The organism is Nocardia takedensis NBRC 100417 (genome assembly GCF_000308695.1).
GTDB classification, from domain to species: domain Bacteria; phylum Actinomycetota; class Actinomycetes; order Mycobacteriales; family Mycobacteriaceae; genus Nocardia; species Nocardia takedensis.
This window is the reverse complement of sequence record NZ_BAGG01000264.1, coordinates 19498-42182: the sequence shown is the minus strand read 5'-3', so window position 1 is coordinate 42182 and position 22685 is coordinate 19498. Positions and strand designations below refer to the sequence as shown.

The window sequence follows — 22685 nt, the reverse complement described above, 5'->3', positions numbered from 1 at the left end:
GCGCGGATCGGATGTGGCGCGCAAGGAACTGTCCGCCTTCGACGACACCGGTGTCGTCCTGGAACACCGATAGGAGTCAGCGTCATGCTCAAGAACTTCTGGTACGCACTGGAATTCGCCGAGAAGGTGAGCCGCACGCCGTGCCGGGTGACCTGCCTGGGCCAGGATTTCGTCCTCTACCGCGACCGGGCGGGCGCCGCGGTGTGCCTGTCGGATCTGTGCGTGCACCGCGGCGGGTCGCTGGCGATGGGCACGGTGGTCGACGACTGCATCGCGTGCCCGTATCACGGGTGGCAGTACGACCCGGCGGGCGCGTGCGTCAAGATCCCCGCCAACGCCGAACAGCGCAGCATCCCGCGCAAAGCGCGCGTGGACTCCTATCCGACCGTCGAGCGGTACGGCATGGTGTGGGCCTTCCTCGGCGATCTGCCCGAGGAGGAACGCCCGCCCATCCCGGTCATCCCGGAGCACGACGACCCGAACTTCCGCGCCGTGCACTTCGAGATGGAGGTCGAGGCCAACTACGAGCGGACCTTCGAGAACGTGGTCGACGCCTCGCACACCCCGTTCGTGCACGGCACCTCCTTCGGCAACCCCGACAAGCCCGAGATCCCCGACTTCCGCATCCGCTCCGACGAGTGGTCCGCCGAAGCCGACATCCTGCTCAGCCCGCCGCCGCCCAAGGGGCTGTGGGGACTGCTCGCCAAACGCAAGCCGCGACCCGAACACGTCACCGTCACCAACGGGTGGTACCTGCCCAATGTGGTGAAACTGCATGTGCGCCTACCGATCGGCGACATGCTGCTCTACGACTTCAACATCCCGCTGTCCCAGGAACGCACCCTGATCAAGATCATCGGCTACCGCAATTTCTTCACCGGCGGTTGGGCCGACGAGAACGCCCGCAAACGGATCGCGAAGATCCTGCTCCAGGATCAACCGGTGGTGGAGGCCCAACGCCCCGAACTGCTGCCCTTCGATCTGGCCGACGAATTGCACGTGCGCAGCGACGCCCTCCAGGTCGCCTACCGACGCCGCCGGACCCAGTTGATCAAGGCGGGCTGGTGGGTCGGCGGCGACGACATCATCGCCACCGAGGGGCCGCGCCGCAACGCCACCGTCATCGCCTCGCCCTCGCGGCGCGACCATCCCGAACTGGCCAGCGCCTGGGTGCACAAGGCCCGCAACGGAAGTGCCCGACCATGAGCCTGCCCGCCGCGCTGTGCGAGCGCACCCTGTCCACCCTGACCGAGAGCCTGGGTCTCGCGGTCACCACCGATCTCGACCTGACCAGTCCGATGTCGCCGACACCGGTCGGTCGCCTGCGGGTGCTGCACGGCGGCCCCATCGACAAGGCCGTGGTGGTCTCGCTGGTGGTGCCGAAGATCGGTCTCGACAGCCACATGGTCTTCGCGTTCACCCCGGCCGATTCGCCGATCCCGCACTTCACCCTGGATTCGGTGGCCTCGGCCGAGTACTACGCGATGCACCTCGATCTGATTCCCCGCGCCGATCTGGCCGTGCACCTGGACTATCTCGACGACGCCTTCGCCCCGCTGACCGATCTCTTCGAGGGAGCGTGGACCCTCGACGGTCTCTCGGCGGCCGCGATCGGCCCCCGCCAGCGGGCGATGATGTCGCCGTGGATGGTGGTGTGCCGGGCCACACCGGACGCCTTCCGCGCACTGGACGACACCGTGGACGGCTACCTGCGCCACTGGCTGACGTTGGTGGACAAAGGAATCGACGCGATCGAGGGCGAACTGTCGGTCCGGGACGCGGCGGCACGCGCCAATCTGTTCGATCCGCGGGTCGATCCCGTGTGGGAGCGGGTGCGACAGCTGATCGGCGACGAACAGTGCGAACGGGTGCGCGGGGAGTTGCTGGCATGAGCGCCGTCGCCGAACCCAGTGTGTGGCAACGTCGCATCGCGGGCGAATGGGTGGGCAGACCTTCGCTGTTCGACGCTGTCGGCGCCTGGCGCGGATTCGAGGACATCCGCCGCTCCTCGGAGTTCGCCGACGGTGTCACCACCTACCGGATGGACGGCGGCATCCAGGGCGGCGGCGACCTCGCCGCGCGCTTCACCCTGGCCGCCCCGTTCGCCTTCGGCGTGGTCGATTCCGACGCCGACCGTCTCTACACCGGACCGGATTTCTTCGGATCGGGACAGCCCTACGGCGGATTCGTCGACGCCCACTACTACGGACCGGGCTGGCAGGTCGGGCTGAACACCTGGAATCAGACCGTCGGCGACACCCAGATCTATTCCTCGGTGCTCACCCAGGGCCCCGCGCTGATCGGGGTGTTCAACGGCCTCTACACCCGCGTGCCGGAGCTGGTCGAGGATCATCTCGCCCACGAGACCCGGTGCGGTCCCACTCCTTTCATCCTGCCGACCAAAGAGGTCAGCCGATTCGGCGGCGACTGCGAACTGTGGGACGCCGAACAGAAACCGCTCGGCGCGGTGCGGGTGGAGTTGTCGGTGGAGCCGACCGGTCTGCTCGGCGCGCGACACCGCGTGCGCTGGTCGGGCGCGGTCGACCGCGCCTACGAGACCACGGTCCGCCGCGACGGCGCGCGCCTGTACTACGAGGGCCCCGACGCCTGGGGCGCGGCGACGGCCTTCGGTCGGGCCAACTATCCGCGGCTGCATTTCACCGACGGAACGCGTTCACACGGAAGGGAATTCATGATGGACGCCGAACCCGGCATGGGGGCGGGCAGCCGGATCGCGCTGGTCGTCGAACTCCACGAGCACAATCGGCTCGCCGCGGTGCTGCACGGCATCCTGGACCGGTCGTGAAGACGATCGCCGTGACGGGCGGCACCCGCGGTATCGGACTCGGTCTCGCGCGCGCCCTGCTCGACGCGGGACACCAGGTCCTGCTGTGCGGGACCGACCCCGAGCGGGTCGCCGCGGTGCGCGTCGAACTGCCGGACCGGGCGCTGGTCACCACCGCCGACGTCACCGACCGGGCCGCCCTCGAGACGTTCTGGGACGCGGGTGTGCGGCGCTTCGGCCGTATCGACGTCTGGATCAACAACGCGGGAATCTCCCACGACCGCACCCCCGCCTGGCGATTGCCCGCCGAGCGGGCCGAGGCGGTCCTGCGCACGAATCTGCTGGGCGCGGTGCACGGGTGCGCGGTCGCGATTCCGGCGATGGCGGCCGCGGGCGGCGGTCACGTGTGGAACATGGAGGGACTGGGCAGCGACGGCCGCATCGTGGACGGCCTCGGCGTCTACGGCGCGAGCAAACGCGGACTGACCTATTTCACCGAGGCGCTGGCCCGCGAAGTGCCCGACGGCGTCACCGTCGGATTGCTCAGCCCGGGCATGGTGATCACGGACCTGCTGCTGCACGGCTACGACGACGCCGAACTGGTCCGCATCCGCAAGGTGATGAACATCCTCGCCGACCGCGTCGAGACGGTGGCCCCGTGGCTGGCCGAACGCGCGCTCACCCGCACCCGCAACGGCGCGCACGTCCGGCGGCTCACCGGTCCGCGCATCGCCGCGCGTTTCGCCCTGGCCCCGGTCCGGCGACGCGACCTGTTCACCGACTGACACCGACACACAGGAGGACGACGATGCCCGACGTATTGGGCTGGCGACGCAAGTTCGCGGTCCTGGCCCCTTCGACGAACACCGTGGTGGAGCCCGATTTCGCGCGGATGGGCGTACCGGGGGTGACCGCGCATTTCGGCCGCATCCACATCCGCGACCAGAACATGAACGATGACGCGGGCATGGGGCGACTGCTCGAGCAGATCCGCGCCGAACTCGACGCGACCTGCGCGCGCGTGCTGACCTGTGAGCCCGACTACATGGTCATGGGCATGTCGGCGGAGACGTTCTGGGAGGGCGTGGCGGGCAACAAGCGCTTCGTCGAGCAGATCCGCGGCCTGACCGGACTCGAGGTCGCCACCGGCGCGGAGGCGTGCAGGCGCGCGCTGGAACTGTACGGGGCGAAGCGGATCGGGGTGGTCACACCGTATCAGCCGGTCGGCGACGCCAACGTGATCCGCTTCTTCGGCGAGCTGGGCTTCGAGGTGGCCGCGATCACCGGCTTGCGCTGTCCCACGGCGGTGTCCATCGCCCACGTCACCGAGGACACCTTGCGCGCGGCGCTGCTCGAGGTCGACGGGCCCGAGATCGACGCGCTCGTGCAGTGCGGGACGAATCTGTCCATGGTCGGGTTGGCCGACGAGGCGGAACGATGGCTGGGCAAACCGGTGATCGCCATCAACGCGGCGACCTGGTGGATGGCGTTGCGCGACAACGGCATCACCGATCGCGTCGAGGGCGCGGGCAGCCTGCTGCGCGAGTACTGACCGAGCCCGGCCCCACCCGCGCCGCCGTGCGGCGCGGGTGTGTCGGCGTCCGCGACGAGAATTGCATAATCACAGGTCAGAAGCGATGTGAATCACTCACGCTCGGTTTGACATCGATCCGGGGCGGCCCAGAATTGGTTTCAAGGAAACGCAATTCCACTCTGGGAAACATACCCACCTTCGCAGGAGCCTCGATGAGATATCGCCTCCCCACCCTGATCGCCGCCACCGCCGCCGGAGTCACCCTCGCCACCGCCCCCGTCGCCCAGGCCGCCCCCACCTATCACCACAACCAGGACATCGCGATAGCCTGCGGGACGGCGACCCTGCACCAGGACTCCGACTGGTTCCTGCCCGCCGGACAACCCAAGGCGCTGGTGTGGCTGCAACACGGATTCGCCAGGACCAACCGTAACGTCGCGGCGCTGGCCACCCATTTCGCCGAGGCGGGCTACGCCGTGTTCACCCCCGCACTGCCGTTCATGGACCTCAACGGGTGCACCTTGCAGAACCTCACGGGCAACCGACCTTTCCTGAACACCGTGGCCGCCCTGTTCGGCGAGGCCGCCGATCCGACCGGCGCGTTGGCGACCAGCCTCGCCGAGGCCGCCCGCGCCTCGGGGCACCCGCCGATCACCATGCCCGCGCAGATGGTCTTCGCGGGACACTCGGCGGGCGCGGAAGCCGTCACCTACGTCGCCGACCGACTACGCACCGCCTATCCGGCGGCTTGGCCGTCGCTACGCGGCCTGGTCCTGCTCGACCCGGTGAAATCGTTCATCGACAACAACACCGACCCCTCGCTGATCAACCTCGACCCGACCGACCTGCCGATCCGGGCGATCTCCGCGGCCCCGTCGGCGTGCAACAACCTCGGCACCGGCACCACCTCGATGCAGACCCACCTGCACCGCCCCTACCTGGGCGTCCGACTCACCGGCGGCGTGCACACCGACGCCGAGGGCGACAGTTCCGACACGCTCGGGACACTGCTGTGCGGCGTCCCCGAATCGCGCAACGTCTCCGAACTGGACTCGATCGCCGTCGGCTGGGCCGACGATTATGTCTCCGGCGAGACCACCGCCCGGTTCTATCCCGACACGGCCTTCAGTGACGTGGCCGCCGCGCCGGGCGCCCATATCCTGCGCCCCTTCTGATCCGGGCACTCCCGCGTGGGCGGCGCGACCCCCGGCGGACCGCGTCGCCCGCGCGCCCGTCGGCGGGTGCGAAGCGGGGAAACAACCGTTTCGCCGAGCGGATCGGCAGGCCCCACGAAACGTTCGTGTTTCGAGCAGTTTTCACACCTTGACTTGCTCGGACCAGCACGGATTCAATATGCACAGCGAGAAACCACGTTTCCCTCAGTGGAACATGAATGGAGACAAGGTGAGCGATCCCACCACCATCGCCCCGCCGGCCACCCCGGCCGGGTCGCCGCGTGCGACCGGAGGCCGCGCGGAGATCCTGCTGACCTGGACGCTCACCGGCAGCGCGGCGTTCGCGGGATCGGCGGGCGGCGCGGTCCTGCTGCTGCTGGCCAAGCCGATCGGCGGAATCCTCGGCGTGCCCGGCGCGGTCATCGGCTACATCACCGTCACCGCGGCGGCGCTGGGCAGCCTCACCGCCCTGCTCGCCCCCCGACTGCTCCGCGTCCCCGCCGCCGCGGCGTGGTGCGCGGTCCTCGCGAGCGCCTGCCTGGTCGTCGCCTCGATCACCACCGCGCCGATTCCGTTCTGCTGCGCGATCCTGACGGCGGGCGCGGCCACCGGACTCGTCCACGCCACCGCCCGACTGCGCGCCGCGGATCGCCCGTCCACCACCGTTCGCCACGCCCTGAGCTGGCTCGGCCTGCTCGCCGGCGCCGCGGTGGCCCGTCTCACCCACGCCGATCCGACGGACGGACTGCTGGCGGCGGGGCTCGCCGCCGCGGTACTCGCCGTCATCGCACTCCCGGCCGCGATCGGCGCGCCGACGGTGTCCCCCTCCACACCGGGAGCGTGGGGTCGCACCGACCTGCTCGGCGCGGCGACCCTCGGCGCGGCCCTGGGCGCGGCCTTCGCGGGCGCACCGCACCTACTGCTGTTCCGGTGGGAGCTGACCGATCTCGCGCGGATACCGATCATCGCCCTCGCCGGCGCGGCCGCACTGCTCGCCGTCCTCGTACCCGGCAAGCCCCGCGACCCCGCCCCGTTCGCGATCCTCGCGGCCGGTGGTCTGCTGCTGGTCGCGGTCGCGTCCGCCGCGTGGGCGATCGGCGTCGGCGTCGCCGTCACCTCGGCGGCCTGCGCCCGCGCCGCCGCCCGCCCCGACCGCGACGGCGCCCCGACCGCCCTGTTGTGCGCGGCGGGACTGGGCGCGGTCGCCGGACTCGGCCTCGTCGAAGCGCTCGGCGCGGTCCTCGGCGCGGGCACCGCGCTCACCCTCGCCGCGGGCGCGCTGCTGCTGCTGGTCGCCGCGACCGTGCTCACCGCCCCGCGTCCCCGCACCCCCGTAGGAGTTCGACCGTGACCACCCTCGCCTCCCGCGCCGCGCGCGCCGTGTACACGGCCGCGATCGGCGTGAGCGTCCTGCTCGCCCCCGTGCCCGCGAGCGCCGCGCCCGATCCGGCCGTCCTGCACGTCGGAGCCCAGGACGGGCTGACCGAGAACCAACGGATCACAGTGCGCGGCACCGGTTTCCAACCCAACCTCGCCGCGGTCGCGGTCGGCCTGTGCCGCCAGGGCTACACCAACGGGCTGCGCGACTGCGACCTCGAAGGCGGCGCGACCTTCGTCAACATCGCCGCCGACGGCACCTTCCCCGAACTCACCCTCACCGCCCGCACGCGCTTCGCCGCGATCGACTGCGCCACCCAGCAGTGCGTCATCGCCGCCGCGCCACTGCCGGGCAGCGAACCGGACAGCGTGATGGCCGCCAACTCGGTCACCGTGCTCGTCGGATTCGCGGGAACGCCGTTCCACGGCGGCGCCACCCAGACGCCGGCCACCGTCATCGCGGCGACCGAGGACGTGTCCGGCCCATCGACGCCGCTGTGGTTCGCCACGGCGGCGCTGCTAGTGATCGTCGCCGGTCTGGTCTTCACCAGACCCGCGCACACCAGGAAAACCCAGGAGGAGAAATGACAGTCACCCGAACCCGAGTCGCCACCGCCGCCGCTCTGCTCGCGTCCGCGGCGCTGCTCGGCACGGCCGCCACCGCCTCGGCCGCGCCGTCGCTGTGGGTCAGCCAGACGGCGGGACTCAGCACCGGACAGGCCGTGAGCGTCTCGCTGAACGGCATCGACGGCAGCTACGGCTCGGTCGCGATCGGACAGTGCAAAGCGGTGGTCGCCGGACCCGCCGACTGCAACCTGGTCGGCAGCCTGATCGGCCGCGCCGACGACGGCGGCGCGTGGCGATCCAACGCGGGCTCGGCGGTCACTGTCGTCGGCGCGGTCGGCGGTGTCGACTGTCTGGCGAGCGCGGGCGCGTGCATGATCGCGGTCACCAGCCTCAACAACCCGTCGGCCATCCTGGCCACGGCTCCGTTGAGTTTCGGATAGGCGGCGTGATGGGAACGCGAGCCGTCCTCGGGTCGGCCCTCGGCGCGACCTTGCTCCTGTGCGCCGCACCCGCCGGGGCCGCGCCGACCCTCCAGGTCGACGCGCGCGACGGTCTCACTCCCGGCCAATCCGTCTCGATCACCTTGGACGGGCTGCCCGCGAATATGCCGATGGTCGCCGTCGGACAGTGCAAACCGCTGGTCGCCGGACCCGCGGACTGCGACCTGCCGGGGTCGCTGATGGGCGCGGTGGACGCCGCGGGCGTGTGGCGATCCACCACCGGCGCCACCGCGATCACCGTGGCTCCCGCGGTGGGCGGGGTGGACTGCACGAGCGCGGCGGGCGCGTGCGCCATCGCGGTCACCAGTCTCACCGACCCCACCGCGATCCTGGCCTCGGTGCCGCTGTCCTTCGGCAAGGCCGAACCCGCGGCGGCCGCTCCGGCACAGGCCGCCCCGGCGGCCGAGCCCGAGACCGACTACACGACGGTGTTCGTCGGTGCCGGCGTGGTGGCGGTGCTGGCCGCCGTCGCGCTGTTCGTCTTCGCCCGCAGACGAGCGTCCTGAGACCGCGAATCCCCGAGGCGCGCGACGCGCCTCGGGGATTCGTCGTGTCGGCGGCACGGATCAGCGACGCTCGGCGAGGTGCTCGACCGCCCGCGCCAGCTCCCACACCTCGGCCATCTTCTGTCCGATGTCGAACAGGTTCGCCGCGTGCACGCCGGGATCGCGGTCGCCCACCGCCTCGCGGACCACGATCGGCACGAAACCGTGCTGCATCGCGTCCAACGCGGTCGCGCGCACGCACCCGCTGGTCGACAGGCCCGCGATGAACACCGTGTCCACGCCCAGCGCGGTGAGATGACTGTGCAGGGCGGTGCCGAAGAACGCGCTCGGATAGCGTTTGGTCACGCGCAGTTCCGCCGCACTCGGGGCGAGCCCGTCGATGAATTCGGCGAACGGACTGCCCTCGCAGAACGCCCGCAGACTCGCGGCCTTGCGGAAGAACACCCCCGCGTCGGCGCCGTCGGCGCGCAACCGCACCTCGGTGACGACCACCGGAATCCCGGCGGCCCGCGCCGCGCCCAGCAGGGTCCGCATCGCCGCTACCTCCTCCTCCACGCCCGCGTACAGCGAACAGGCCGGATCGATGTAGGCCCGCGCTGGATCGACCAGGACCAGGGCGGGACTGCGCCCCGGTTCCAGGGTGCGACCGAATCCGGCCTCCGCGTAATCGGCGGTCAGCGCCGTGGCGGATACGGTCGTGGGGGCTGGTTCGGAGTTCATCCGTTTACCTCTCTCGGGGTGGATCAAGCCCTCGGTGCGGTCCCCGCGGGCTGCGGGAGGTCGAGGGCGGCTCGCGGCGCGGCCGGGATCGGCGTGCGGCGCGGCAGGAGCAGGCACAGCGCCAGGGACAGCAGCGCGAGCCCGGCGAAGACGAGGACGACCACGCGCAGGTTGGTGACGAATAGGTCCTGGTCGGAGGCGGTGACCGCCGCGAGTGTGCCGTCGAGTGCCGCGCGCCGCGCGGGGTCGGACAGTCCGATCGTGCCCAGAGCCAGCGCGAGGGTCGAACTCGTCAGCGTGCCGAGATTCTGTGCGGTGGAGCGCAATCCGTTGGCGATGCCGCGGCGCGCGGCGGGCGCGGCCGTCATGAGCGCGTTGGTGCTCGGCGTCATGAACAGACCGTTGCCCGCGCCGATCGCGAACAGCAGCGGTGTGAGTGCCCACGGCGCGGCGGACCCGGCGGACAGCAACGCGGCCATACCCGCCAGACCGAGAACGGTCGCCCCCGCCCCGAGCGCCGTCAGGGTGCGCGCCGGGTGGCGGGCGGTCAGCGCGCTGGTGAGCGCGGCCGCCACAACGGTGCCCAGGGCGACCGGCGCGACCAACGCGCCCGCGGCCACCGAGGACAGGCCGCCCGCTTGGCCGTAGAGCGAGATCACGACCACCACGGCGTTGGTCGCGACCGCGTTCGCCAGCACCGCCGCCAGGACCAGGGCGATGGTGCGGTTCCGGAACAGTCCCAGGTCGACCAGCGGATGCCGACGACGAACCTGCACGATCATGAACGCGACCAGCGCGCAGCAGGCGATGGCCCCGCCGATCAGCGCCGCACGCGCGCTGTCCGGTCCGGCGGTGAACGCCGCGACCATCGCCGTCAGCGCCGCCGTGGCCAGCACCGCACCGGTCAGGTCGAAACGCTCCCGGGCGGTGGGCGCGGCGCGGGGGCGCGGAATGAACAGCACCGACATGACCAGTGCGAGCGCGCCGATCGGCAGGCACACCAGGAACAGGCCGCGCCAACCGAGCGCCGCGGTCGCCGCGCCGCCCACGACCGGTCCGGCCACCTGGGCCACCGCCGCGATGGTGACGTTCCATCCGAGTGCCCGGCCGAGATCGGGGGGAGCGAACGTATCGGTCAGCAACGCGGTGTTGTTGGTGACGCAGGCCGCCGCGCCGATGCCCTGCACCGTGCGGGCCGCGATCAGCAGATGGGGCGAATCCGCGACCGCGCACAGGGCGGTGGCGACGGTGAACAGCGTCAGCCCCGCCAGATACAGCCTGCGGCGGCCGAGGATGTCGGCGAGCCTGCCGAACACCAGGATCAGCGCGGTGGTCACCAGCAGGTAGCTCAGCAGGATCCACTGCGCCTGCGCGGCGTCCGCGCCCACTTCGCGGGCGATGGTCGGCAGCGCCACCCCGAGTCCGCTGATGTTGAGAAACACCGCCACCACGCCGACGCTGGTGGCGGCGAACACCCGCCACGGGCGCGATGGCGGGGACTCCCCGCGAGACGGTCGCGCCACAGTTCCGGCGCCGGCGAACACCCGCCAGGGGCGCGGTGTCGCGGACTCCCCCGGGCGGGTTCGCCTCAGGGGCATCGGCGTAGATGGACGCCGCGCGGTTCGCCGACCACCGCGCCGTCGCGACAGATCTGCGCGCCGCGCAGGAACACGTCGGTGACCCGGGCGTTCATCGCGAACCCCTCGAAAGGCGTGTATTCCTGGGCGGATTCGGAATCGGCTGCGCGCACGGTCCAGCTCCCCTCGGGGTCGACCAACGCGATGTCGGCGTCGTATCCGACGGCGAGGTCACCCTTGGTGCGCAGGCCGTAGCGGCGCGCTGGATTCGAGGCGGTCAACTCCGCGATCCGCGACAGCGGCAGTCCGCGACGCGACCCTTCGCCCACCAACCCGGGCAGCAGGTATTCCGCGCCACCGAATCCGGAGCGGGCCGCGAAGACGTCGTCCGGGTTCGTCCCGAACTTCTGTTCTTCCCGGCAGCAGGCGTGATCGCTGACCACCCAGTCGATCTCGCCCGCGAGCAGATGCCGCCACAGGGCCTCCACATCCGACCGTTCGCGCAGCGGCGGGTTCACCTTGCCGCCGAGGCCGTGCGCGGTGTCGACGTCGGCCAGCAAGTGACCGATGGTGACCTCGCGGCGGAAGTCCACGTTCGGGAACGCCGCCGCCATCGTCAACGCGGCGGCCACGGCCTTCTCCGAGGACAGGTGCAGCAGATTGATGTTCGCCAAACCGGTCTCGTGGGCCAGATAGGAGGCCATCGTGATCGCCAGGCCCTCCGAGTGCGGCGGTCGCGAGGCGCTGTAGGCGCGCAGCCCGGTCAACGCGCCTTCGCGTTCGACCAATGCGGTGTAGGCGGCCATGATCTCGGCGGTCTCGCAGTGCAGCGACAGCGACACCCCGGGGCCGAACCGGGCGCGGGCCTCGGTCAGCGCGCGCATGACGAACTCGAAATGCGCCAGGTCGTAACGGTCCTCGGGGCCGATCATCAAGAAGTCGGCCTGATCCTCGGAGCGCCCGTGCAGGCCGTGCCCGCCGTAGAACATGAAGATCTTGAACGAGGTGACGCCGAATTCCTCGATGAGCATCGGGATCTCGGCGATGTGCTCGCGGGTCATCGGCGCGAGGTGCAGCGCGTGGTCGACGTAGGAGCGGCCCTCGAGTTCGGCGAGCGCGATCGGCAGGAAGTCGCGGTAGGAGCCGCCGCGGTTGAGGTAGTAGCGGCCGGTGCGCAGATAGCTGAGCGAGGTGGTGACCCCGCCCTGCGCGCACGCCCGACTCTCGCTGTGCGCGTCCTCGCCCAGTCCGCGATAGATGCCCCAGTGCTGGTGGGCGTCGACCACGCCGGGGAAGGCCAGTAGTCCGCCCGCGTCGAAGACCCGGCCCGCCCCGGCGACGGGCAGGCCGGGCTCGATCGCGGTGATCGTGCCGGCGCTCACCGCGATATCCGTGGGCGGTGGCGCGTCGGTCCGGCGATCACCCGGACGAACCACACGGGCATTCCTGATCAGAAGGTCCACCGACGACACCACGCACTCCGCTTCTCTGTTTCGACACAAGGGTTTTCCGACGCGAGGCGTCGCTACTGACGGCTGGGGTCGCTCCACGGACCGATCGAGCGCGAGCGCACCGGTTGGACGTAGTTGGGCGCGAGACTCTGCGCGTACTCCGGCCCCCAGTTGGTGGCGTCGCCGGTCATGACGACGCGGGCGTTGTCGGTGTACCAGTCCACGAGGTCGGCGTCCGAGCGCACCAGCCACGTGCAGCCCGCCTCGGCGTCGGCGGTGAAATCGCCGTGGCGGATCAGCGCGGGCCGCCAGAAGTACGCGCCCGGCCACATCTGTCCGTAGTTGTAGTCGAATCCCCCGTCCAGGCAGTACGCCTCCTCGCTGCACGGGTGGTGGGCCAGCGGTTGTTCGCGCCACCCCGGTTTGGCCTTGATGAGGCGGGTGTAGAAGCCGGTCTCGGCGTCGCGGTGCAGCAGTTTGATGTAGAGGCCGGGCACGGGTGTGCCGCCGAGGTCGAAGCGCATGGGGCTGCCGTCGGCGACGTCGATCCACGGCATCGCCGCCGAATCCAGGACCACCAGGACCTGATCGGCCCGCACGGTGTCGCGGTCCGCGTCGGCGGGCTCGAAGGCCCAGTCGGCGAATTCGCGGAACAGCAGGATCTCGGTGCCCGCGGCGACCGTGATCGGCGGGGTGAGCACGCCGGCGGGCGCGGTCCAGTAGCCCTCCGGTCCGAGTTCCCGATCGCCGATGGTCAGGCTCCCGGACAGGACGAACCATTCGGTGTCGGCGGCGTGCACTCCGGCGGGGCGGGACCAGTCGCTGGTGAATCGGACCTTCAGCGAGGCCGAGCCGTCCTCCTCGTCGTAGCTCAGATTGCGTTGTTCGGCGGTGCCGGTCGCGTGTCGGAACTCGGCATGATGCCAGATCAGATCCTTCTCGTCGATCAGCTCGACATGGGGGCGCATGGCGTCCTCCTCGGGTCGGCGCTATTTCCGATACGGACCGTAGCAATTAATATTTTCGGATACAAGATGTATCGTTAAATCCGTGACTCGACCTGGACGCCCCGCCGGACCCGCCGCGGACACCGAGGCGATCGTGCTCACCGCGGCACTGGAACTACTGCTCGCCGAAGGCGCGACCGCGCTGACGCCCCAGCGCGTCCACGCCGCCACCGGCGTCGCCCGCTCGACCGTCTACCGGCACTGGCCGACGCCGCGCGAATTCCTCGCCGCCCTCATCGCGGTCGCGCCGCATCCCGCCGCGCACCCCACCGGCGACCTCGCCGCCGACCTGCACGCCGAAGTCGACGGACTCTGTGATCGCCTGCGCGACAAGCCCGTCGCCGCGTTCCTGCGCGCGCTGGTCACCGCCTCGGCCACCGACCCCACCTGCGGCGACCTGCGCGTGCGCTACGTGCGAGACCTGCTCGCCCCGTTCCACACCGTGCTGCGCGCGCAACTGCCCGAGGATGTCGCGGCGACCGAGATCGACGAAGCCGTGGACGCCATCGTCGCCCCCCTGCTCGTGGACGCCCTGCTGCTCGACGCGCCCGTCGACCGAGACCGCGCCCATCGCGCGGTCGAGCACACCCTCGGCAGGCTCGCCGTGCCGCCCGGAACCACCCAGGAGTCCGCACCATGACCAACACCGTCGGCCGCCGCGCGATCTTCGGCGTCATCGTTCCCAGCACCAACACCGTTGTCGAACACGACTATTGGCGGGCAGGCATCGCCGATGTCGGCTTCCGCGCCGGCTCCATGCACATCCCCGACCCGACGATGGGCGACGACACCCGGTTCACCGCGCTGCTCGGTCAGATCCGCGCCGCCATCGACACCGCCGTCCGCGACGCGCTCACCGCCGAACCCGACCGCATGGTCATGGGCATGTCGGCCGAGACGTTCTGGGGCGGCGTGGCGGGCAACGCCGATTTCGAGCGCCGCCTGCGCGAGCGCACCGGTCTGCCCGTCACGACCGGCGCGTCCTCCTGCCGCGCCGCCCTGCACGCCCTCGGCTGCCGCCGGATCGCCGTCTTCTCCCCCTACCAACCCGTGGCCGACATCGAAGTGGCGCGCTTCTTCACCGAGGCCGGATTCGAGGTCACCGCCATCACCGGACTGCGCTGCGCCACCGCCACCGACATCGCCAAAGTGGATGCCCCCGAGATCGATTCGGTCATCGGCGCGATCGACAGCGCCGAGGCACAGGCCATCGTCCAGGTCGGCACCAACCTGTCCTTCGTCGCCCAGGCCGACCGCCTGGAAGCCGAACTCCGCAAACCGGTGATCGCCATCAACGCCGCCACCCTGTGGCACGCGCTGCGCGAACACGGCATCGACGACCGTGTCGACGGTGCGGGCACGCTGCTGCGCGAACACTGACCCGCCCGGGTAACCGGGCGAACACGACGTCACAGCCTCCGCGAACCGGGCCGAGTGTCCGTCCGGTGTCAGCGTTCGGCGGCGTTCCGGTCGGCGCCGATGGAGAACACGGTGTCGATGAGGCGGGTGAATCGGGCGGTGAGGTCGTCGGCCGATTCGTCCGGGTGTTCGCGCGCCCACGCCATGACGGCGTCTACGACGGCGGTCCAGATGTGCACGAGCGCTTCGATGTCGCGGGGGTCGGTGTCGCCCAGCGCCGCCAGCAAGCGGCGCACGCCCGCGTCGGCGTGCGCGGCGATCCGGGCGCGGTAGTCGCGGGCGAGCGCACCCGCGACGCCGTCGGCGGGCGCGCCGGGATCGTGGATGATCCGCCAGGCGGCGCGGTCGGGGCCGAGCGTGTCGAACAGACCGCGCAACGCGTTGGCGGGCGCGGCGAACGGTCGCGTCGCGTCGCTCATCTCGATCTCGAGGCGGGCCATGACCGGTTCGCCGACGGCGGCCAGGCAGTCCGCGTAGAGCTGGTCCTTCGAGGTGAAGTGTTGGTAGACGAGCGCTTTGGAGATGCCCGCGCGCGCCGCGATGGAGGTCACGGACACGCCGCGGAACCCGTGCTCGGCGAATTCGCCCCTCGCCGCGCGCAGGATCTCCTCGCGTCGGTCGCCCGACGGCATCCCCTTGGTGCCCAGTGCGCCGGCCGTTGACATGCGACAAGAACTTACCCTACGGTCACATCACTCGAAGTGACCATAGGGTCACATAGTGGTTAGGTGTGTGCGATGTCGCTGTGGGAGCAGATCCACCAGCCGGTGACCTACGCGATCCCGTTCTTCGCGCTCGCCATGCTCCTCGAGATCCTCGCGCTGCGCGGCCACCCCGAGGACCGCGGCGGATACGAGAAGGTCGACGCGCGCAACAGCCTGGTGATGGGCGCCGTCTCGGTCTTCGTCAGCGGCGCGGCGAAATTCGGGGCCCTACTCGGCTACGCCGTGCTCTACACCCTCGCGCCCTGGCATCTCGACCCGCGCGACCCGCTGGCCTGGGTGGCCGTCATGCTCGGGGTGGACCTGCTCTGGTACCTCTACCACCGCACCTCGCACCGGGTGCGCCTGGTGTGGGCCGCGCACCAGGTGCACCACAACAGCCGCTACTTCAACTACGCCACCGCGCTGCGGCAGAAGTGGAACCCCTGGTTCGAGCTCCTGGCCTGGACACCGCTGCCCCTGCTGGGCGTGCCGCCGTGGATGATCTTCACGGCCTGGTCGTTCAACCTGATCTACCAGTTCTGGGTGCACACCGAGACAATCGGGAAACTGCCGCGCTGGTTCGAGTTCGTGTTCAACACGCCGTCGCACCATCGCGTGCACCACGCCAGCGACCCGGAGTACCTGGACCGCAACTACGGCGGCATCCTCATCCTCTGGGACCGGATCTTCGGCACCTTCCGCGCCGAAACCTTCCGCCCCACCTACGGACTGACCAAGAACATCGACAGCACCAACGTCCTCACGTTGCAGTACTACGAATTCGGCGCACTGCTCCGAGACCTGCGCTCCACGAGACGAATGCGCGACTGGCTCGGCTACGCCTTCGGCCCGCCCGGCTGGCGGCCCGCCACCCGCGAGTAGCCGTCATCGCTCGCCGGCTGTCATTGCTCGCCAGGCGGCGTCACGAGGCGGTCCAGGCGTCGGTACCGGTCGTCGGTGAGGTCGAGGTCGGCCGCCGCGAGGTTCGCCACCAGGTGCGCGGGTGCGGCGGTGCCGGGGATGGGCACGAGGACGGCAGGAATCCCTACCGGCCCGAGGTGGTTGTTCTTTGGCATGACCCCCACCACAGCCGCCCGCAGCGGCACCTTCACCCTCGGCGACCTCGACGTCCATCGGCTCGGCTTCGGTTCCATGCAGCTCACGGGTCCCGGCGTGTGGGGGCCGCCGAAAGATCCCGACGAGGCGGTGCGCGTGCTGCGCCGTGCCGTCGAACTCGGCGTCACCTTCATCGATACCGCCGACTCCTACGGGCCGGTCGTCGCCGAACAGCTCATCAGGACCGCGCTCGCGCCGTACGCGCCGGATCTGGTGATCGCCACCAAGGCCGGGCTGACCCGCCAAGGGCCGGGCATCTGGACGCCGGTCGGTCGCCCGGCCTATCTGCGCCAGCAGGCCGAACTGTCGCTGCGCAATCTCGGCGTCGACCGGATCGCACTGTTCCAACTGCACCGCATCGACCCCGAAGTGCCGTTGGAAGACCAGGTCGGCGAGCTCAAAGACCTCCAGGACGAGGGTAAGATCCAGCACATCGGCCTGTCCGAGGTCTCGGTCGACCAACTCGAGGCCGCCTCGAAGGTCGCCACGATCGCGACCGTGCAGAACCTCTACAACCTCGCCAACCGGTCGGCGGAACCCCTGCTGGACCACGCGACCGAGCGCGGCATCGGCTTCATCCCGTGGTTCCCCCTGGCGACCGGGGAACTGTCCAAGCCTGGCGGCCCGCTGGACACGCTCGCCCGCGAGAAGGGCGTCGCGCCGGCCCAACTCGCCCTGGCGTGGCTGCTCCGGCGTTCGCCCGTGATCCTCCCGATCCCCGGCACCTCGAGCGTCGCCCATCTCGAGGAGAACGTGGCGGCGGTGGACGTGGAATTGACCGACGACGAGTTCGACGCGTTGGCGGCCGCCGTCTGAGTTCGCTCCCGCCCGACCGGCACGTGTTCCTCGGGACGCCGCCGGGTCGGGCGGGGCGCGTCAGCCCGGGGTGCCACTGGGGTCTCGGTGCGGACTCCGCTCAGATCGCGTTGCGGGCGATGAGTTGCGCGGCGATCACGTTGCGCTGGATCTCGTTGGTCCCCTCACCCACGATCATCAACGGCGCGTCCCGGAAATAGCGCTCGACGTCGTACTCCTTGGAATAGCCGTAACCGCCGTGCACACGGATCGCGTCCAACGCGATCTGCATCGCGGTCTCGGAGGCGAACAACTTCGCCATCCCGGCCTCCATATCCGCGCGCTCACCCGCGTCCAGTTTGCGAGCGGCGTCCAAGGTCAGCAGCCGGGCGGCGCGCTGCTTGGTCGCCATATCGGCCAACAGATTCCCCACCGCCTGGTGCTTCCAGATCGGCTTGCCGAACGACTCCCGCTCCTGCGCGTACCGCACCGCCGCGTCCAACGCCGCCTGACCCACACCCAACGCGCGCGCCGCCACCTGGATACGACCGACCTCCAGACCACGCATCATCTGACTCCACCCCAGATTCGGCACCCCACCCAGGATCGCGTCGTCATCGACCTTGCGCCCGTCGAACACCAACTCACACGCTTCCACGCCGCGATAACCGAGCTTGGGCAGCTTCTTCGAGATCACCAAGCCCTCACCCGGCTCCACCAGCATCACGCTCATACCCTTGTGCGCGGGCGTCGCGGCCCGGTCGGTGACGCACAGCAAGCCGATCAGCCCCGAATGCGCGGCATTCGAGATCCACGTCTTCGAACCGGTGATCGACCACCGATCGCCCTCGCGCACGGCCACGGTCCGCATGGCTTGCAGATCACTGCCACCCGCGGGCTCGGTCAACGCCATCGTCGCCCGAATCGCACCCTCGGCCATCTTCGGCAGATACCGAGACTTCTGCTCGGGCGTACCGAAAGTCCTGATCAGATACGTGATCACCGAATGACCACCGATCGCGCCCGCCAGACTCATCCACCCCCGCGCCAACTCCTCGGTCACCGCCGCGAAACACGCGGTACTCACCTGCACACCGCCGTACTCGGCGGGCACGAGCAAACCGAAGAACCCGAGTTCCTTCATCTCCTCGATGAACTCCTCGGGATAGACGTCGTCCTCCTCGAACTCGCGCACGCGACCTTCGACGCGCCGGTCCACGAAATCGGCGACCAGATCGACCACGTGCCGCTCATCGGGTGTCAGGCTCATACCAACCTTCCTACTGCACGCACGCGGCGCGGCCGGCCGGGACGGAGGACGCATCACTCACCCGCACCGCCGTCGCGGTGGTCGACAAACCCGCCCTCGACCAGGCACGGTACATCCCGGACCGATTCGAGATCACCCGGAGAGCGAGCACACACCATGACCGGACCCTTGCTGGCCGACAAGACCGCCGTCATCACCGGAGCCGCCCAAGGCATCGGCTACGCCATCGCCCGACGCTTCCTCGCCGAAGGCGCACGCGTCGTCCTCTGCGACATCGACGGCGACGCCGCCGACGCGGCGGCCGCGGAACTCGGCGGCCCGTCCCTCGCCCGCGGCATCCGCTGCGACGTCACCCGCGCCGATCAGGTACAGGCCGCCCTCGACCTCGCCGCCGACGCCTTCTCCCCCGTCGACATCATGATCAACAACGCCGGCATCACCCGCGACGCCACCATGCGCACGATGACCGAGGACCAGTTCGACCAGGTCATCGACGTCCACCTCAAAGGCACCTGGAACGGCACCCGACTCGCGGGGGCGGTCATGCGCGAACGCGGCAGCGGCAGCATCGTCAACATGTCCTCGCTCTCCGGGAAGATCGGCCTGGCGGGCCAGACCAACTACTCCGCCGCCAAGGCGGGCATCGTGGGTCTGTCCAAGGCCGCCGCCAAAGAACTCGCCCACCTCGGCGTGCGCGTCAACGCCATCCAACCCGGACTCATCCGCACCGCCATGACCGAGGCCATGCCGCAGAAGGTGTGGGACCAGAAGATGGCCGAGATCCCCCTCGGCCGCGCGGGCGAGGTCGAGGAGATCGCCTCGGTGGCACTGTTCCTCGCCTCCGACCTGTCCTCCTACATGACCGGCACCGTCCTCGAGGTCACCGGCGGACGGTTCATGTGAACACGCGGACGCCTGAGCCCGTTCCGCCGCCCCGAAGACTTTCAAGCATCTGTCCGTACAACTGTCTATACATTCGTCCAGAGCGATTGCTATCGTTGCCGCCGAACGCCGGCGAGCGGGAACGAGGTCGAAGATGACAGCCACCACGGTCGAGGGTGAACCGCACCGAGTCCCGAACGTACGCCCGGTTTCGATCATCACCGGCGGCGCGGGCGGCATGGGAGCCGCCACCGCCGCGATCCTCGGACGCGACCACGCGGTCGTCCTCGCCGACAACCGGCGCGACCGACTCGACGCCGTGACCGCCGCGCTCGCCGAGAACGGCATCACCGCCACCTCCGTTCCCTGCGACGTCACCGACCTACCGGCCGTCGAGCGACTGTTCGACATCGCGGCCGAACTGGGCGTCCTGGCGTCGGTCGTCAACACCGCGGGCGTGAGCCCCAGCATGGGCGACGCCGACCACGTGATGAGAACCAACGCGCTCGGCACACTGCACGTCAACGAAGTCTTCTACCGGAAGGCCGTACCGGGGGCGGTGATCGTGAACGTGGCGTCGATGGCCGCGCACATGCTGCCCGCCGAAGCGACTCCGACACACCAGTTCTCGCGTGCTTTACAGGACGAGGACGGTTTCGGCGCCGAGATGCGAGCCCTCTACGACGTCGTCCCGGACCAGGCGCGCTCCGGATACTCCTACACCCTCAGCAAGAGTTTCGTGAAGTGGTACAGCAGTTCGCAGGCCGAACGGTTCACCGCGCGGGGGCTGCGGATCGTCTCGGTCTCACCGGGTTCCATCGAGACGGAGATGGGTCGCTTGGAGGCCGACGCGGGCGCGGGCGCGATGGTGGCCGATTTCGCGATCCCCCGCTGGGGCAGGCCCGAGGAGATGGCCGAGATCTTCGTGTTCTGCGCGGGCGCGGGCTATCTCACCGGCACCGACATCCTCGCCGACGGCGGTGTGATCGCCTCGATGCGCGAACGCGCCCGAGTCGCGGCGAACGACTGACCCACCCCGACCCGTCGGACCCGCGAGCGGAGCAGGCCGGCCGATCGGCACACCCCGAGTTCAGCGACCCGCTCCGACCAGAGTCGATGCGGCGCTCGGCCGTTCGTCTTCGAGCAGGAATTCGCTCGCGCCGACGCGCCGGTGGATTCGCTTCATCCAGTCGGGAGCCCACCAGCACAGGTCGCCGAGGAGTTTCATGCTGGCGGGTACCAGCAGTAGGCGCAGGACGGTGGCGTCGATGAGCAGCGCGGCGATCATGCCGTAGGCGATGTACTGCATCAACACCAGGTCGGAGAAGGCGAACGCGCCGGTGACGACGAGCAGGATCAGGGCGGCTGCGGTGATGATGCGCCCGGTCTGCGCGGTTCCGATCCGGATCGCGTCGGCGGTGCTCGCGCCCCTGGCGCGCGCTTCGACCATGCGCGAGATCAGGAACACCTCGTAGTCGGTGGACAGGCCGTAGATCAGGGCGAGGATCAGCACCAGGACGTTGGCCTGGATGGGTTGCGGGGTGAAGTTCAGCGGTCCCGCGCCGTGGCCGTCGATGAAGATCCAGGTCAGGATGCCCAGGGTGGAGCCGAGCCCGAGCGCGCTGGTCAGCGCCGCCTTGATCGGCAGGATCAGCGACCCGAAGGTCAGGAACATCAGCAGTGTCGTGACGAGCAGGACCAGGGCGATCATCAGCGGCAACCGATCCGCCAACGCGTCGAGGCTGTCCTTCTCGACGGCGGGCACTCCCCCGACGAACATCCCTACGCCGTCGGGGGTTTCGATCGACCGCAAGTAGTCGATGGTGGCCTCGGCGCGGTCGGAGTCGGCGAGCAGGGCTCTGGTCCGGTAGATGTCGGGGCGCGTGCCGGACCGCTGGGGCACGTCGAACGCGGCGGACAGGCCGGGCGCGTCGTTGGCCTGCTTCCAGGCGGCGCCGACGGCGATGCTGTCGGCGGAGACGAAGACCAGTTCGATCGGATCGGATCGGCGCACGGGGAACAACGTGTCGATGTGCTGTTGGGCGAGGCGAGTGCTGTTGTCCGGGGGCAGATATCGTTCGCTGTATCCGCCGAAGGCCAGATTCTGCACGGGCAGGATCAGCAGCGCCAGTCCGACGCACAGGGTGACCGCGATTTTCGCGGGGTGCCGCATCACCCACTGCGCGGCCGTGCCCCAGAAGCTCCGTTCGATTTCCTCGGCCGTCCTGATCCGGCGCAGCTTCGCGAATCCCCCCGTGTCCACGCGCGGACCGAGGACGGCCAGCAGCGCGGGCAGGATCGTGACCGCGGTCAGCGCCGCCAGCGACACGGCCGAGATCGCGCCGTAGGCGATGGATCGGAGGAAGCCCTGCGGGAACAGCAGCATGCCGCCCGCGCTCGCGACGATCATCGTCGCGGAGAACACCACCGTGCGCCCGGCGGTCATCACCGTGCGCCGCACCGCCGCCGGTGTGTCGTGACCGTCCGCGAGTTCTTCGCGGAATCGGCTCACGATGAACAGGCCGTAGTCGATGGCCAATCCGAGTCCGATCATCGAGATCACCGGTGCGACGAACGAATTGACCTCCACGTACCCGGTCGCGAAGCGGATGATCCCGTTGGCCCCGATCATCGTCAGCCCGCCGACGATCAAGGGCAGCGCGGCGGCGACCAGGCCGCCGAACACGACGAACAGCAGCACCGCGACCACGGGGAACGCCAGGGTCTCCATGCGCCGGATGTCCTCGGCCATGGTGTCGTTGAGCGCGTTGGCCACCGGTCGCAGACCGCCGACCCGCACGTCGACGCCGGGAATGTCGAAGGCGCCCCGCACCTCCCGATAGTTGCGGAGCAGGTCGTCGTCGTTGTCGCCGCGCAGGGCGATCGTCGCGACGGCGTGTCGCCGGTCGGCCGTGGCGAAGGGCGGTCCGCTGCTCTTCCCGGTCCGGGTCGGCCAGTAGGCCCCGTTGACCCCGGTGATCCGACCGGGGTGTCGCTCCGGCAGGCCGTTCAGGTTGCCGACGATCGCGGCGGCGAAGTCGGGATCGTCGACGGTCGACCCGGTCGGCGCGGTGTAGAGGACGACCACGTCGACGTCGTGGTTGAGGGCGAAGCCCGCACCGATCAACTGCGCGGCGCGCGTGGAGTCCGACCCGGGGTCGTCCAGTCCGCCGGAACCGAGGTGATCGCCCAGACCGGCGCCGTACGCGCCGAGCGCGAGCAGCCCGGCCGTCACGAGACCGAGCACCGCGAACCGCAGTCGGTGGACCAGGTCGCCCCAGTACGTGAACACTCCCGCGG

At 70.0% G+C, this 22685-nt stretch carries 24 protein-coding genes; 16 read left to right on the top strand and 8 right to left on the bottom strand.

Features of this window, described 5'->3' with window-relative positions:
• The first annotated feature begins 84 nt into the window (after positions 1–84).
• The 10 genes from ON30_RS34035 (at position 85) to ON30_RS33990 (ending at position 8444) form a co-directional block, all read left to right on the top strand.
• Positions 85–1206: an aromatic ring-hydroxylating dioxygenase subunit alpha gene (locus ON30_RS34035; protein ID WP_040714438.1), complete on the top strand. Its 1122-nt coding sequence runs from the start codon at positions 85–87 to the stop codon at positions 1204–1206.
• Positions 1203–1892, top strand: a complete 690-nt coding sequence (locus ON30_RS34030; protein WP_040714437.1) for a hypothetical protein — start codon at positions 1203–1205, stop codon at positions 1890–1892. The genes ON30_RS34035 and ON30_RS34030 overlap by 4 nt, the downstream gene beginning before the upstream one ends.
• Positions 1889–2806, top strand: coding sequence for a hypothetical protein (locus ON30_RS34025; protein ID WP_040714436.1), 918 nt, complete (start codon positions 1889–1891; stop codon positions 2804–2806). Before ON30_RS34030 ends, ON30_RS34025 begins: the two co-directional genes overlap by 4 nt.
• Positions 2803–3570, top strand: coding sequence for an SDR family oxidoreductase (locus tag ON30_RS34020; RefSeq protein WP_040714435.1), 768 nt, complete (start codon positions 2803–2805; stop codon positions 3568–3570). Before ON30_RS34025 ends, ON30_RS34020 begins: the two co-directional genes overlap by 4 nt.
• A 23-nt stretch (positions 3571–3593) precedes the next feature.
• Positions 3594–4337, top strand: coding sequence for a maleate cis-trans isomerase family protein (locus ON30_RS34015; protein WP_040714434.1), 744 nt, complete (start codon positions 3594–3596; stop codon positions 4335–4337).
• 194 nt (positions 4338–4531) lie between these two features.
• On the top strand, positions 4532–5494 hold the full coding sequence (locus ON30_RS34010) for an alpha/beta fold hydrolase (protein WP_051030387.1): 963 nt from the start codon (positions 4532–4534) through the stop codon (positions 5492–5494).
• Positions 5495–5723: 229 nt separating this feature from the next.
• Entirely contained in the window at positions 5724–6845 is a 1122-nt protein-coding gene (locus tag ON30_RS39930; protein ID WP_157184057.1) for a hypothetical protein, read from the top strand.
• Positions 6842–7459, top strand: a complete 618-nt coding sequence (locus ON30_RS39925; protein WP_040714430.1) for a neocarzinostatin apoprotein domain-containing protein — start codon at positions 6842–6844, stop codon at positions 7457–7459. Before ON30_RS39930 ends, ON30_RS39925 begins: the two co-directional genes overlap by 4 nt.
• Positions 7456–7878, top strand: coding sequence for a neocarzinostatin apoprotein domain-containing protein (locus ON30_RS33995; RefSeq protein ID WP_040714428.1), 423 nt, complete (start codon positions 7456–7458; stop codon positions 7876–7878). Before ON30_RS39925 ends, ON30_RS33995 begins: the two co-directional genes overlap by 4 nt.
• Before the next feature lie 8 nt (positions 7879–7886).
• Positions 7887–8444: a neocarzinostatin apoprotein domain-containing protein gene (locus ON30_RS33990; RefSeq protein ID WP_040714426.1), complete on the top strand. Its 558-nt coding sequence runs from the start codon at positions 7887–7889 to the stop codon at positions 8442–8444.
• A 60-nt stretch (positions 8445–8504) separates the two neighbouring features.
• On the opposite strand, the gene ON30_RS33985 is transcribed toward ON30_RS33990, so the two are convergent.
• The 4 genes from ON30_RS33985 to ON30_RS33970 form a co-directional block, all read right to left on the bottom strand.
• Positions 8505–9164, bottom strand: a complete 660-nt coding sequence (locus ON30_RS33985; RefSeq protein WP_051030386.1) for an isochorismatase family protein — start codon at positions 9162–9164, stop codon at positions 8505–8507.
• A gap of 23 nt (positions 9165–9187) precedes the next feature.
• A complete protein-coding gene (locus ON30_RS33980; RefSeq protein WP_306307405.1) occupies positions 9188–10612 on the bottom strand; it encodes an MFS transporter in 1425 nt (474 codons plus the stop codon).
• 140 nt (positions 10613–10752) lie between these two features.
• Positions 10753–12123 (bottom strand): dihydroorotase, encoded by a 1371-nt coding sequence (locus ON30_RS33975; protein ID WP_245554333.1) that lies wholly within the window; start codon positions 12121–12123, stop codon positions 10753–10755.
• A gap of 143 nt (positions 12124–12266) precedes the next feature.
• Positions 12267–13160: a DUF4437 domain-containing protein gene (locus ON30_RS33970; RefSeq protein ID WP_040714422.1), complete on the bottom strand. Its 894-nt coding sequence runs from the start codon at positions 13158–13160 to the stop codon at positions 12267–12269.
• An 82-nt stretch (positions 13161–13242) separates the two neighbouring features.
• Between ON30_RS33970 and ON30_RS33965 the strand changes: the two genes are divergently transcribed.
• Positions 13243–13839, top strand: a complete 597-nt coding sequence (locus ON30_RS33965; RefSeq protein ID WP_051030385.1) for a TetR-like C-terminal domain-containing protein — start codon at positions 13243–13245, stop codon at positions 13837–13839.
• Positions 13836–14579 (top strand): maleate cis-trans isomerase family protein, encoded by a 744-nt coding sequence (locus tag ON30_RS33960; RefSeq protein ID WP_040714420.1) that lies wholly within the window; start codon positions 13836–13838, stop codon positions 14577–14579. The genes ON30_RS33965 and ON30_RS33960 overlap by 4 nt, the downstream gene beginning before the upstream one ends.
• A gap of 68 nt (positions 14580–14647) precedes the next feature.
• Here ON30_RS33960 and ON30_RS33955 read toward each other — a convergent pair whose 3' ends face one another.
• Complete coding sequence (locus tag ON30_RS33955; RefSeq protein ID WP_040714417.1) at positions 14648–15283, bottom strand: TetR/AcrR family transcriptional regulator; 636 nt, start codon at positions 15281–15283, stop codon at positions 14648–14650.
• A gap of 72 nt (positions 15284–15355) precedes the next feature.
• On the opposite strand from ON30_RS33955, the gene ON30_RS33950 reads away from it, so the two are divergent.
• Positions 15356–16204 carry a sterol desaturase family protein gene (locus ON30_RS33950; protein ID WP_040714490.1) on the top strand — a complete coding sequence of 283 codons (849 nt, stop codon included), beginning with the start codon at positions 15356–15358 and terminating at the stop codon, positions 16202–16204.
• A 20-nt stretch (positions 16205–16224) separates the two neighbouring features.
• Here ON30_RS33950 and ON30_RS39920 read toward each other — a convergent pair whose 3' ends face one another.
• Positions 16225–16398, bottom strand: coding sequence for a hypothetical protein (locus ON30_RS39920; RefSeq protein ID WP_157184056.1), 174 nt, complete (start codon positions 16396–16398; stop codon positions 16225–16227).
• On the opposite strand from ON30_RS39920, the gene ON30_RS33945 reads away from it, so the two are divergent.
• Positions 16397–17254: an aldo/keto reductase gene (locus ON30_RS33945; protein WP_040714415.1), complete on the top strand. Its 858-nt coding sequence runs from the start codon at positions 16397–16399 to the stop codon at positions 17252–17254. The genes ON30_RS39920 and ON30_RS33945 overlap by 2 nt on opposite strands.
• Positions 17255–17354: 100 nt before the next feature.
• Here the strand turns inward: ON30_RS33945 and ON30_RS33940 are convergent, their stop codons facing one another.
• Positions 17355–18503, bottom strand: coding sequence for an acyl-CoA dehydrogenase family protein (locus ON30_RS33940; protein WP_040714413.1), 1149 nt, complete (start codon positions 18501–18503; stop codon positions 17355–17357).
• A 156-nt stretch (positions 18504–18659) separates the two neighbouring features.
• On the opposite strand from ON30_RS33940, the gene fabG reads away from it, so the two are divergent.
• Both fabG and ON30_RS33930 read left to right on the top strand, forming a co-directional pair.
• Positions 18660–19406, top strand: coding sequence for a 3-oxoacyl-ACP reductase FabG (gene fabG, locus ON30_RS33935; RefSeq protein WP_040714411.1), 747 nt, complete (start codon positions 18660–18662; stop codon positions 19404–19406).
• 133 nt (positions 19407–19539) lie between these two features.
• A complete protein-coding gene (locus ON30_RS33930) occupies positions 19540–20415 on the top strand; it encodes an SDR family oxidoreductase (protein ID WP_051030384.1) in 876 nt (291 codons plus the stop codon).
• 60 nt (positions 20416–20475) lie between these two features.
• On the opposite strand, the gene ON30_RS33925 is transcribed toward ON30_RS33930, so the two are convergent.
• Positions 20476–22677 (bottom strand): MMPL family transporter, encoded by a 2202-nt coding sequence (locus ON30_RS33925; protein ID WP_040714409.1) that lies wholly within the window; start codon positions 22675–22677, stop codon positions 20476–20478.
• Positions 22678–22685 lie beyond the last annotated feature (8 nt).